The sequence below is a fragment of the Rhizobium centroccidentale genome (assembly GCF_030182565.1).
Lineage (GTDB): Bacteria > Pseudomonadota > Alphaproteobacteria > Rhizobiales > Rhizobiaceae > Rhizobium.
On record NZ_JAQJCG010000005.1, the window covers coordinates 42,722 to 54,681 of the forward strand.

11 protein-coding genes are annotated in these 11,960 nt (G+C 58.2%); 8 read left to right on the plus strand and 3 right to left on the minus strand.

Going from position 1 to position 11,960, the window contains the following annotated elements:
- Positions 1-157 precede the first annotated feature (157 nt).
- The 4 genes from PH562_RS08680 to PH562_RS08695 all read left to right on the plus strand — a co-directional run bounded on the left by PH562_RS08680 (position 158) and on the right by PH562_RS08695 (position 1,909).
- The gene (locus PH562_RS08680) at positions 158-382 is read left to right on the plus strand and encodes a hypothetical protein (RefSeq protein WP_285172684.1); all 225 of its coding nucleotides are present in this window, start codon (positions 158-160) and stop codon (positions 380-382) included.
- A gap of 91 nt (positions 383-473) precedes the next feature.
- Positions 474-632: a hypothetical protein gene (locus tag PH562_RS08685; protein WP_167078361.1), complete on the plus strand. Its 159-nt coding sequence runs from the start codon at positions 474-476 to the stop codon at positions 630-632.
- Positions 633-671: 39 nt separating this feature from the next.
- On the plus strand, positions 672-806 hold the full coding sequence (locus PH562_RS08690) for a hypothetical protein (protein WP_257713997.1): 135 nt from the start codon (positions 672-674) through the stop codon (positions 804-806).
- A 212-nt stretch (positions 807-1,018) separates the two neighbouring features.
- Positions 1,019-1,909, plus strand: a complete 891-nt coding sequence (locus PH562_RS08695; protein WP_285172685.1) for an NAD-dependent epimerase/dehydratase family protein — start codon at positions 1,019-1,021, stop codon at positions 1,907-1,909.
- 154 nt (positions 1,910-2,063) lie between these two features.
- On the opposite strand, the gene gyrA is transcribed toward PH562_RS08695, so the two are convergent.
- On the minus strand, positions 2,064-4,859 hold the full coding sequence (gene gyrA / locus PH562_RS08700; RefSeq protein ID WP_285172686.1) for a DNA gyrase subunit A: 2,796 nt from the start codon (positions 4,857-4,859) through the stop codon (positions 2,064-2,066).
- A 224-nt stretch (positions 4,860-5,083) separates the two neighbouring features.
- Here gyrA and PH562_RS08705 point away from each other — a divergent pair, with 224 nt between their 5' ends.
- Together PH562_RS08705 and PH562_RS08710 are read left to right on the plus strand one after the other, a co-directional pair.
- Positions 5,084-5,716, plus strand: a complete 633-nt coding sequence (locus PH562_RS08705) for a MarC family protein (protein ID WP_113229925.1) — start codon at positions 5,084-5,086, stop codon at positions 5,714-5,716.
- A gap of 170 nt (positions 5,717-5,886) precedes the next feature.
- Positions 5,887-6,078: a hypothetical protein gene (locus PH562_RS08710; RefSeq protein WP_285172687.1), complete on the plus strand. Its 192-nt coding sequence runs from the start codon at positions 5,887-5,889 to the stop codon at positions 6,076-6,078.
- A 163-nt stretch (positions 6,079-6,241) separates the two neighbouring features.
- On the opposite strand, the gene PH562_RS08715 is transcribed toward PH562_RS08710, so the two are convergent.
- A complete protein-coding gene (locus PH562_RS08715) occupies positions 6,242-7,168 on the minus strand; it encodes a LysR family transcriptional regulator (protein WP_285172688.1) in 927 nt (308 codons plus the stop codon).
- Between the two features lie 106 nt (positions 7,169-7,274).
- Here PH562_RS08715 and PH562_RS08720 point away from each other — a divergent pair, with 106 nt between their 5' ends.
- Entirely contained in the window at positions 7,275-7,976 is a 702-nt protein-coding gene (locus tag PH562_RS08720; RefSeq protein ID WP_285172689.1) for an alpha/beta hydrolase, read from the plus strand.
- 198 nt (positions 7,977-8,174) lie between these two features.
- On the opposite strand, the gene PH562_RS08725 is transcribed toward PH562_RS08720, so the two are convergent.
- A complete protein-coding gene (locus PH562_RS08725; protein ID WP_285172690.1) occupies positions 8,175-8,744 on the minus strand; it encodes a single-stranded DNA-binding protein in 570 nt (189 codons plus the stop codon).
- Positions 8,745-9,015: 271 nt separating this feature from the next.
- Here PH562_RS08725 and uvrA point away from each other — a divergent pair, with 271 nt between their 5' ends.
- Positions 9,016-11,937, plus strand: a complete 2,922-nt coding sequence (gene uvrA / locus PH562_RS08730; protein ID WP_285172691.1) for an excinuclease ABC subunit UvrA — start codon at positions 9,016-9,018, stop codon at positions 11,935-11,937.
- Positions 11,938-11,960: the final 23 nt, after the last annotated feature.

An 11,960-nucleotide genomic window follows, 5' to 3' on the forward strand; every position in this document is an offset into this window, starting at 1 on the left:
CCGCATCGCAAGTGATTTACAACCCGGCGGCCGCCTCTGAACTGCAGATGAACACGCCGTTCAACGCCGTTTCAGTTCGACAATGCTCTACTGACATCAACATCGAAACGGGCCTGCTTCAACGGCTCGCCGATCTCGGTTTCAGGGACATCATGCCATGCTCGTCTTCATCATCGCAGGCGCCATCATCGGCTCATTTTTCGTCGAATACCTCGTTCATCTTTTCGCCGACAATTATGAGATCGAATGGGATTCCGCCTCGGAAAACGGCAAAGGTATCGATTTTGCCCAAGAAATCGCCACTGCCATGCGTAAAACGCATCGCGAATCTGAACGCCAGATGAACAAGGCATTCAAGGTCGCTTCAGATGCGCATTGCTAGATAGCTCTCAATATCGGCGGAACCATTTGGGAAACGCCGCGTTAACAGTCCGAAACTCAAATTGCACATTGCGGCAAGAAGGAAGAAGAGTATGCCCGACAAGATCACCCTTATTAACTTTGTTTGGATGGCCATGATTTCGGGAATGCTTGCAGCAACCGTTGCGCTTTACGATCAGAAACCCGACCAGTCGAAGATCTACGGTCCCTTCGCTTCGGCTCGTCCCTTCGTTGCCTCTAGCCAGTACTAAGGGATCTGAACGCTAGTCCCACCAAAGGAGGGAGCGATCATGTTCACAATTTTGACGCTGCTTACACTTTTCATCAGCATCATGTTTGTCGTGTCAGTCGCATCCACCATTTCGGCGCTTCATCGCGAAAGCGAAGAAAGCAAGAGGCTGCATAAGCGTCACAAGACGCTCTGATCTCCGCGTACCGAGCATCTCTCCCCGCCATATGCTCGGATGGACCCTGAACCGGACGCTTTCCCCGCCAGCGTCCGGTTTTTTATTGCCGTTACAAATAAATCCTCTCCCCCAAACCTTGTCGTCTCTACGCAAAAGCATGATTTTGCAGGAGGAAGCGCGCCAGACGCTTCAACCATGCTATGGTGGTCGCGGTTCATCGAGGGATCAAGATGCGCATTGTCCTGACAGGCAGCTCCGGGCGACTTGGCCGGGCGATCTTTAATGCGCTGACACCAAGCCACAGGGTGATAGGCATCGATCGTTCGCCGTTTTCGACGACGCATCTCCTCGGAGATTTTACCGATGCGGCGTTGCTGCGCCAGGCGCTGACGGGTACGGATGCGATCATCCACGGCGCGGCCCTGCATGCCCCTCATGTCGGGACGGTTTCCGACGAAGAATTTCGCCGCATCAATGTGGGCGGAACACGGCGGCTGGCGGAGGCGGCGCTGGCTGCCGGTGTTAAGCGACTGGTGTTTACCAGTACGACGGCACTTTATGGTCGCGCGGTCGTTTCCGGTCATTGCACATGGGTCGATGAAGACACCGTGCCGCAACCGAAAAGCATCTATCACCGCACGAAACTGGAAGCCGAGCAGATCCTTAAGGGTATGGCTGGCCCGGATTTGCAGGTCCGCGTTTTACGCATGTCTCGAAGTTTTCCAGAACCAGCCAACGTGATGGCTGTTCATCGCCTGCATCGCGGCGTCGATATCCGCGACGTCGCGGATGCCCATGTCGCGGCACTGACAAACGGCGGTAAAGATTTTCAACGACATATCGTTTCCGCCAGCACGCTGTTCAAACCGGAAGATTGCGAGGCACTCGCGGTCGACGCCGCCTCCGTCATCCAGTTGCGCGCGCCGGGCCTTACCGCGAAATTCGCCCAGCAAAATTGGCCGCTGCCTCAAAATATCGATCGCGTCTACGCATCGAAATCCGCGGGCACGGTCCTCGGCTGGCATTTCCGCTTCGGGTACGACGAGGTTTTTGCGCAGCTGGATCGGGAGAGCCTGGAGGTTTTGCCGCCCTTTTCGCAGGACAACGGACAAGCGGAATAATAGAACGGCCGGATAATCGGCGATGAACTCAAGATCGAGCAACGTTCCCAAAAGCAATCGCATGAGCCTGTTATCAAGCTCATGCGATTGAAATCCTTCAGTTTCGTGGGTCAGCTGATCAGCTGGCGGTTTGTGCGGCCCGGTTCAGCGAATTTTACTCTTCGCTGCCGCCCTCTTCACCAGCCTCTCCCGCGTCACCGGCGACAGCATCGTCCTCGGCTGCCGAGGCATCATCCTCGTCGCCTTCCGGTTCGCTGATACGCTCGACGGACACAACCTTTTCATCCTTCGCAGTGGAGAAGATGGTGACGCCCTTGGTGGCGCGGCTGGCGACGCGGATGCCGCCGACGGGGACGCGGATCAGCTGCCCGCCATCCGAGACGAGCATGATCTGATCGCCATCTTCGACCGGGAAGGCGGCGACGAGTTCGCCGATCTCGCCCGTCTTCGACGTGTCGGTGGCGCGGATGCCCTTGCCGCCGCGGCCGGAGATGCGGAAATCGTAAGAAGACGACCGCTTGCCGAAGCCCTTTTCCGAGACTGTCAGTACGAACTGCTCGAGAGCCTTAAGCTCCTCGTAGCGCTCGTCACTGAGCTGTCCCTCTTCGGTGACTTCTTCACCGACCAGTGCAATCTCCTCGTCATCGCCCGTTGCAGAGCGGCGCTCGCTGACGGAGCGCTTGAGATAGGCGGCACGCTCCCAGGGCTCGGCATCCACATGGCGGACGATGGTCATCGAGATGATGCGATCGCCTGGTGCAAGCGTGATGCCGCGCACGCCGATCGAATTGCGGCCGGCAAAAACGCGCACATCCGAAACCGAGAAGCGGATGCACTGGCCGAGCGCCGTCGTCATCAGAACGTCGTCATGTTCCGTGCAAGTCTCGACGGAGAGGATTTCATCGCCCTCCTCCTCGAGCTTCATGGCGATCTTGCCGTTGCGGTTGACCTGCACAAAATCCGACAGCTTGTTGCGACGCACGGTTCCGCGCGTCGTCGTGAACATGACGTCGAGATTATCCCAGCTATCCTCATCCTCGGGCAGAGGCATGATCGTGGTGATGCGTTCGCCGGGCTCCAGCGGCAGCATGTTGATCAATGCCTTGCCGCGCGATGTCGGCGTACCGATCGGCAGCCGCCAGACCTTTTCCTTGTAGACAATACCGCGAGAGGAGAAGAACAGGACCGGCGTATGCGTATTGAGAACGAATAGCCGGGTAACGAAATCCTCGTCACGGGTGGTCATTCCGGAGCGGCCCTTGCCGCCGCGGCGCTGCGCACGATAGGTGGTCAGCGGTACGCGCTTGATATAGCCGAGATGGGAAACGGTGACGACCATATCCTCACGGGCGATCAGATCCTCGTCGTCCATCTCGAGACCGCCATCGACGATCTCGGTGCGGCGCGGTGTTCCGAACTCGTCGCGAACCGCGGCAAGCTCTTCTTTTACAATGGTTTGGATGCGGGCACGCGACGAGAGAATATCAAGGTAGTCCTTGATTTCCGCGCCGATTTGGTTGAGCTCCTCGTCGATTTCGTCTCGGCCGAGAGCCGTCAGACGTGCCAGACGCAATTCGAGAATGGCGCGCGCCTGCTCTTCCGAGAGGTTGTAGGTTCCGTCTTCGTTGATACGATGCCTGGGATCATCGATTAGCCGGATAAGCGATTCGACATCCGCAGCATTCCAGCGGCGCGTCATCAGCTCTTCGCGGGCTGATTGCGGATCCGGCGCCTGGCGAATGACGCGGATGACTTCGTCGATATTGGCGACAGCAATCGCCAGACCGACCAAGACGTGGGCACGATCGCGCGCCTTGCGCAGCAGATACTTCGTGCGGCGGCTGATGACTTCCTCGCGGAACGCCACGAAAGCGCGCAGCATGTCCATCAGGTTCATCAGCTCGGGCTTGCCGCCGTTCAGCGCCACCATGTTGCAGCCGAAGGAGGTCTGCAGCGGCGTATAGCGATAAAGCTGGTTCAGGATGACGTCGGCATTGGCATCGCGCTTGAGTTCGACGACGACGCGATAGCCCTGGCGGTCGGACTCGTCGCGCAGGTCCGAGATGCCCTCGATGCGCTTCTCGCGTACGAGTTCGGCCATCTTCTCGATCATCGACGCCTTGTTCACCTGATAGGGAACCTCGGTGATGATGATCTGCTCGCGATCACCGCGCATCGGCTCGATCGTCGCGACACCGCGCATGACGACGGAGCCGCGGCCCGTCTCATAAGCGGAACGGATGCCGGCGCGGCCGAGGATCTTCGCACCGGTCGGGAAATCCGGACCGGGGATGATCTCCATCATCTCAGGCAGCTCGATCGCCGGATTATCGATCAGCGCAATACAGCCGTTGATGACTTCGGAGAGGTTATGCGGCGGAATGTTGGTCGCCATGCCGACGGCGATGCCGCCGGACCCGTTGACCAACAGGTTCGGAAAGCGCGCCGGCAGAACCTTTGGTTCTTCCGTCGTCGCATCATAGTTTTCCTGGAAATCGACGGTTTCCTTGTCGATGTCCTCGAGAAGCTCGTGGGCAACCTTCGTCAGGCGCGATTCCGTATAACGCATCGCCGCTGGCGGATCACCGTCGATCGAGCCGAAATTGCCCTGCCCGTCGATAAGCGGCACGCGCATCGACCAATCCTGCGCCATGCGTACCAAGGCGTCATAGATCGAAGCGTCGCCATGCGGGTGGTAGCTACCCATGACGTCGGCGACGGGACGGGCCGACTTCACATATTTACGGTTCCAGTGATAGCCGCTCTGATGCGCCGCATAGAGTATGCGCCGATGAACGGGCTTCAGACCATCACGAACGTCGGGAAGCGCGCGGCTGACGATCACGCTCATGGCGTAATCGAGATACGACCGCTGCATTTCCTCCATGATGGAAATCGGCTCGATGCCTGGCGGGAGCTTCCCGCCGCCGGGTGGTGTTTGCTCAGTCAAAACAGATCACGATCTCTTTTAGAATCACTGCGAAATTTATAGCCGAAAGGCCTGGCGAGCGCCAATTTGGGCCGGTGTTTTTGAACAGGTTTTGCCCCTTTAAGCCATGGAATCGAACATTTCCATGGCGAAATCCATCGACGCCGATTCATGACCCTTTGCGAAAGCCCATTCCTCGCATAACAATGCTTGATAACAGCGATAAAACAAGCTTCGGGGACTATATGGCGAGCGCAGATACGCTGATCAATGCCTTCACGACTCTGCTCGTAACTGTCGATCCGCCGGGGCTCGCACCGCTTTTCATCGGACTTACGGCCGGCATGAACCGGGCGGAACGCAAGCAGGTGGCGCTACGCGGATCGCTGATCGCCTTCTTCATCCTTGCGGCCTTCGCCTTGTTCGGCGCGAGCGTGCTTGGTGTGCTCGGCATCTCCATCGGTGCGTTCCGCATTGCCGGCGGCTTGCTGCTGTTCTGGATCGCCTTCGAAATGGTGTTCGAGCGGCGGCAGGACAGAAAAGAGAAGACGACGGAAGTCGCCATTACCAAGGATCACATCCGCAATATCGCAGTCTTTCCCCTCGCCTTGCCATTGATCGCCGGTCCCGGCGCCATTTCGGCCACCATTCTGTTGGCCGGCTCGCTACAGACGACGCTCGACCGCGCGCAGCTGATCGGCGTCATCGCTGTCAATCTGGCCCTGGTCTTTGCGGCCCTTGCCATTTCAGACAGGCTCGACCGAATGCTCGGCGCCACCGGCCGCGCCATTCTCACCCGGCTGCTCGGGGTCATCCTTGCGGCGCTTGCCGCGCAGTTCGTCGTGGATGGGGCAAAAGCGGCGCTCGCCCTTTCATGAAAAGCGCGTCGATCCGGCGGTTTATTCGATGAGCCGGGATACTCGGTAACTGAAGGCGCTCGGAGCTCTCGATGTTAAAAAGCATAATAAGATCAGTCTTCAAAAGGTATGGCTATACGTTTCTCAAGACGGTGTATCTGCGCGACCACAAGGACAGCGAATATGCATCAATGAGCATTGTCACCGAGGGTGATCTCAACAAGAAAATTCTGTTCATTTATCTGCGCGATGAGATTTCCAGAACGCACATTCTCACCGAGAAAAATCTTATTCAAACCATCAATGCGTGTGAATCTATTCTAATGGAACTCAAAGGGGTTACCATTGCGCAGGATAGATCAACTGACAACCCAGCCGCTTGAGATGGAAAGCAAGGACGAATTGGTATTGGAAAACCCGCCAAATGGGGTCGAAACTCAATCGAGTACCATCATCTCAGAACGCATATCGTCATCCAGATCGCGCACCACCTCCCTTGTGTCGCCCCTGCTGTTGCCGCCACCGTTGCCGGCTCAGAACCCGCTCCTATTGCAAAGCTTCCGCGTAACGAATGATGCTCTGATTTTGCACATTTTCGACCAACTCATCCGCACGCGATAAAAGCTGGCGGAGCAAGGGAGAGGGATTTGCCTCGTTGTACCCCAGAGTGAGATCAACTGTCGGAGGCACACCTTCCAGCGCTCTGGCAACAACGTTTGGTGCCAGCATATTTTGTGCATAAAGAGGGACAAGAGTAACTCCGCCCGTAGATGCAACGAGCGACATTGCCGACGATATGTTCTCGCCCTCGTATTTTGCCTTAAGCACGATCCCCGCACTCGCTGCATAATCTTGAATCACAGCTTGCAATACGGGAGACGTTCTCGCCGAACTGACATAAATTTCGCGGGCAAGATCTTCCGGCCGAATCTTTTTACGCGATGCCAAGCGATGACCCGCCGGCAGCACGGCGAGCAAAGGCTCTTTCGCCAGCAATTTGAAGGATAGACCCAAACTCTGTTTCTCGGGGCGAAGGAAGGCTAGATCCAACTTCCCGCGCATCAACGCAAGGGCAAGCTCCGGGGAGGATAGACTACACAGCGTGACTTCGGTCTCCGGCGCCTCCTCGCGGATCATGCGCAATAGGTGAGGCAGCCACGTGACCTCCAGCCCAACCAGAAACCCCATGGCGAGTGCGGGCCTTTTCGGCTGTGCCGTCCGCCGGGCGCCTTCGATCGCAGCCTCGACCTGCAGAAGTGCCAGCCGAGCGTAATCCAGAAAAACACGCCCCGCATCGGTGAGCACAACACCGCGCGCCTGCCGCTCCAATAGCTGAACACCGACTTCGGACTCGAGATCGCGAATCTGCCGGCTCAATGATGGCTGCGAGGTGTGCAGTCGCTGCTGGGCAGCGGTCAACAAGCTTCCCTCCTCGGCAACCGCAATGAAGTAGCGTAAATGGCGGAGTTCCATCCGGTCCTCGCTATACTTCCAAGGCATAGGTCAAACGTACAAAGTCTTTGTCGCAGATGGAAGCGAAATCTACCTTCGCACTGAAAGCAACGAAGGAGAAAACAAAATGTCTATAGCATCCAAGCCTACCATCGTATTCTGCCATGGCCTCTGGGCGGATGGCTCATGCTTCAGCAAGGTGATCCCGGTCTTGCAGGCGGATGGCCATGAGGTCATTGCCGTCCAATACGGGCTGGATTCGTTCGAAGAGGATGTGGCGACGATCAAGCGCACGCTCAACCGCGTCGGCAGCCCCGTCATCCTCGTTGGTCATTCCTATGGTGGTGCGACCATTACGGCGGCCGGCATCGACCCACGCGTGGTCGGCCTTGTCTATATCGCGGCCGTCGCCCCTGATGTTGGCGAAACCGCTCAGGACCAACTCAACAAATATCCTTCGGACATCTTCGGCTATGTTGAGATCGCTGACAACCGTGCTTGGTTGCTGCCAACCGGCACCCAGTTCTTTTGTGGGGACCTTTCGCAAGAGGAGCAGAATCTGGTCTGGGCGACCCATTTCGCGCCTGACGCCGACGTGCTCAACCAACAGAAGCTAACGGCCGACCAGGTCGCGTGGCGAACCAAGCCGAGCTGGTATGTGCTCGCAACCGAAGACCATACTGTACAACCCGATCTGCAGCGCCGGGTTTCGAAGCGCATGGGGGCGCATGTCACTGAGGTGGCGAGCAGTCATGTGCCAATGCTCTCCAAGCCTGATGTCGTAATCGATGTCATCCGAAAGGCTGCCGCCACTGTTCAGAGTGGCTGACGAGAGCCGTTTTTACCCAACGACTATGGAGAGACTGCCGCAGAGCGGTCTCTCTCTCATATGAAACATCGCGGAACGCCGGCAGGTCTCTGACAAGCATTGCCGCGGAAAGCACTGCAATGTTCCCTCTACGGGCAACACCTTCTTTTCAAGGAAACATTTGGATGGCTTTAATTTCCATATCCGTTCGCCATCTCCTTAGAACGGAATGTCATCATCCAGATCGCGCGAGAAGTTGCCGCCGCCGCCCTGGCTGCCACCGCCACGATTGCCACCACCACTGCGGGACGAGCCCTGCGACGAGGACTGGCCGTAATCGTCGCCACCGTAATCGCCACCGCCGCCGTAGCCACCACCGAAGTCACCGCCGCCGCGGCCCCCACGGCTTCCGCCTTCGACGGCACCGCCGCCTTCGCCACGGCCATCGAGCATGGTCAGCGTCGAATTAAAGCCTTGCAGCACGATTTCGGTCGAATACTTATCCTGACCGTTCTGGTCCTGCCATTTGCGCGTCTGCAGCGCGCCTTCGATATAGACCTTGGCGCCCTTCTTCAAATATTGCTCGGCGACCTTGCAGAGGCCCTCATTGAAGATGACGACGCGGTGCCATTCGGTCTTTTCCTTGCGCTCGCCGGAATTACGATCGCGCCAGGTTTCCGAGGTGGCAATATTGAGGTTGGCGATCGGGCGGCCGTCCTGCGTGCGGCGAATTTCGGGGTCCGCCCCGAGATTTCCAATCAGAATTACCTTGTTCACACTACCGGCCATGACACCACCCTGCTTGCCGCCCATCGACGGCTTTGAAATTCTATCCGAACACCTTACCCCATTGCAGGCATCAGGTGCTATTTACGCGGCCGTCCCAGTTCCGTTCATCCACAAAGAAATCGCCGCGATAATTTTGTTCTTTATTTGTTCTAATTTATCCTTATGATGATGTCAACGGAATCGAAAACCCGGCTTCACCCTTCATTTCAGCCTCGACTCGCGGGCTGACATCACTAAATAAAGGCAGACCCCAAAGGACCTGCATACGACGATGAGCGAACTGAAGACTATTTCCATACGTGGTGCGCGCGAGCACAATCTCAAGGGCATCGATCTTGACCTGCCACGCAACAAGCTGATCGTCATGACCGGCCTTTCGGGCTCCGGCAAGTCGTCTCTTGCTTTCGACACGATCTACGCCGAGGGACAGCGCCGCTATGTCGAAAGCCTTTCGGCCTATGCGCGCCAGTTCCTCGAAATGATGCAGAAGCCTGATGTCGACCAGATCGACGGTCTGTCACCGGCGATTTCGATCGAGCAGAAGACGACCTCGCGCAATCCGCGCTCGACGGTCGGCACGGTCACCGAAATCTACGACTATATGCGTCTGCTGTTTGCGCGCGTCGGCGTGCCTTATTCGCCGGTCACCGGCCTGCCGATCGAGAGCCAGACGGTCAGCCAGATGGTCGACCGCGTTCTCGCCTACGAGGAGGGCACAAGGCTTTATATTCTCGCGCCGCTCGTGCGCGGGCGTAAGGGCGAATACAAGAAGGAACTGGCGGAGCTCATGAAAAAGGGCTTCCAGCGCGTCAAGGTCGACGGCCAGTTCTACGAGATCGCCGATGTGCCGGCGCTCGACAAGAAGTACAAGCACGACATCGATGTCGTGGTCGACCGCATCGTCGTGCGTCCCGACATGGCGGCGCGTCTTGCGGATAGCTTCGAGACGTCATTGCGCCTTGCCGACGGTCTTGCGGTCGCGGAATTCGCCGACAAACCGCTGCCGCCGGAGGAGACCGCTGCCGGTGGTTCCGCCAACAAGTCGCTGAATGAAACGCATGAGCGCGTGCTGTTCTCGGAGAAATTCGCCTGCCCCGTTTCGGGCTTCACCATTCCGGAGATCGAACCCCGCCTGTTCTCCTTCAACAATCCCTTCGGCGCCTGCCCGTCCTGTGACGGCCTGGGCTCGCAGCAGAAGATCGATCCGGAACTGATCGTGCCGGAACCCGAGCGCACGCTGCGCGATGGCGCGATCGCTCCCTGGGCCAAGTCGACCTCGCCCTATTACAATCAGACGCTGGAAGCGCTCGGCAAGCATTATGGCTTTAAGCTCGGCAACCGCTGGAATGAGTTGTCCGACAAGGCCAAGGATGTCATCCTCAACGGCACGGAAGACAAGATTGAATTCCATTATGCCGACGGTGCCCGCTCCTACACGACGCACAAGAATTTCGAAGGCATCGTGCCGAACCTCGAGCGCCGCTGGAAGGAAACAGATTCCGCCTGGGCGCGCGAGGAGATCGAACGCTTCATGTCGGCAGCACCCTGCCCGGCCTGCAACGGCTATCGCCTGAAGCCGGAAGCCCTGGCGGTTAAAATCGACAAGCTGCACATCAGCCAGGTATCGGAGATGTCGATCCGCGTTGCTCGTGACTGGTTCGATGCATTGCCGGGTACTTTCACTGACAAGCAAAACGAGATTGCGGTCCGCATTCTCAAGGAAATCCGCGATCGCCTGCGCTTCCTCAACGATGTCGGCCTCGAATATCTGAGCCTGTCGCGTAATTCCGGCACGCTGTCCGGCGGCGAGAGCCAGCGCATTCGGCTGGCGTCACAGATCGGCTCGGGCCTTACCGGCGTTCTTTATGTGCTCGACGAACCGTCGATCGGCCTGCATCAGCGCGACAATGCCCGCCTGCTGGAAACGCTGAAGCACCTGCGGGATATCGGCAACACCGTGATCGTCGTCGAGCATGACGAGGATGCGATCCTGACGGCCGATGATGTCGTCGATATCGGCCCAGCGGCCGGCGTCCATGGCGGCCAGGTGGTGGCGCATGGTACGCCGCAGGACATCATGGCAAACCCGAAGTCACTGACGGGTAAATATCTTTCCGGCGAGCTTGGCGTGCCGGTTCCGGACGAACGCCGCAAGCCCAAGAAGGGCAAGGAAATCAAGGTCGTCGGCGCACGAGGCAATAACCTCAAGAACGTTACGGCGTCCATTCCGCTCGGCGTTTTCACGGCCGTTACGGGCGTTTCCGGCGGCGGCAAGTCGACATTCCTGATCGAGACGCTTTACAAGTCGGCGGCACGGCGCGTCATGGGCGCCCGCGAAATCCCGGCCGATCATGACCGCATTGACGGTTTCGAACATATCGACAAGGTGATCGACATCGATCAGTCGCCGATCGGCCGCACCCCGCGTTCGAACCCGGCGACCTATACCGGCGCCTTCACGCCGATCCGCGACTGGTTTGCCGGACTGCCGGAAGCCAAGGCGCGTGGCTATCAGCCCGGCCGCTTCTCCTTCAACGTCAAGGGCGGCCGCTGCGAGGCGTGCCAGGGCGATGGCGTCATCAAGATCGAGATGCACTTCCTGCCCGACGTCTACGTTACCTGCGACGTCTGTCACGGCAAACGCTACAATCGCGAGACCCTCGACGTCACCTTCAAGACCAAGTCGATCGCCGACGTGCTCGACATGACGGTCGAGGAAGGCGTCGATTTCTTTGCGGCCGTTCCCGCCGTGCGCGACAAGCTGCAGAGCCTGAAGGATGTCGGCCTCGGCTATATCAAGGTGGGACAGCAGGCAAACACGCTTTCGGGTGGCGAGGCGCAGCGCGTCAAGCTAGCCAAGGAACTGTCGAAGCGATCGACGGGCCGCACGCTCTACATCCTCGACGAACCCACAACCGGGCTGCACTTCCACGATGTCGCCAAACTTCTGGAAATGCTGCACGAACTGGTCAATCAAGGCAATTCCGTCGTGGTCATCGAGCACAATCTCGAAGTCATCAAGACTGCCGACTGGATCCTCGATTTCGGTCCGGAGGGCGGCGATGGCGGCGGCGAGATCGTGGCTGTCGGCACGCCGGAGACGATCGTCAGGGAAAAGCGCTCCTATACGGGGCAGTTCCTGAAGGAGTTGCTGGAGCGGCGTCCGGTAAAGAAGGTTGCGGCAGCAGAGTAAGGTTATCCGGCCGAATGGCCAAG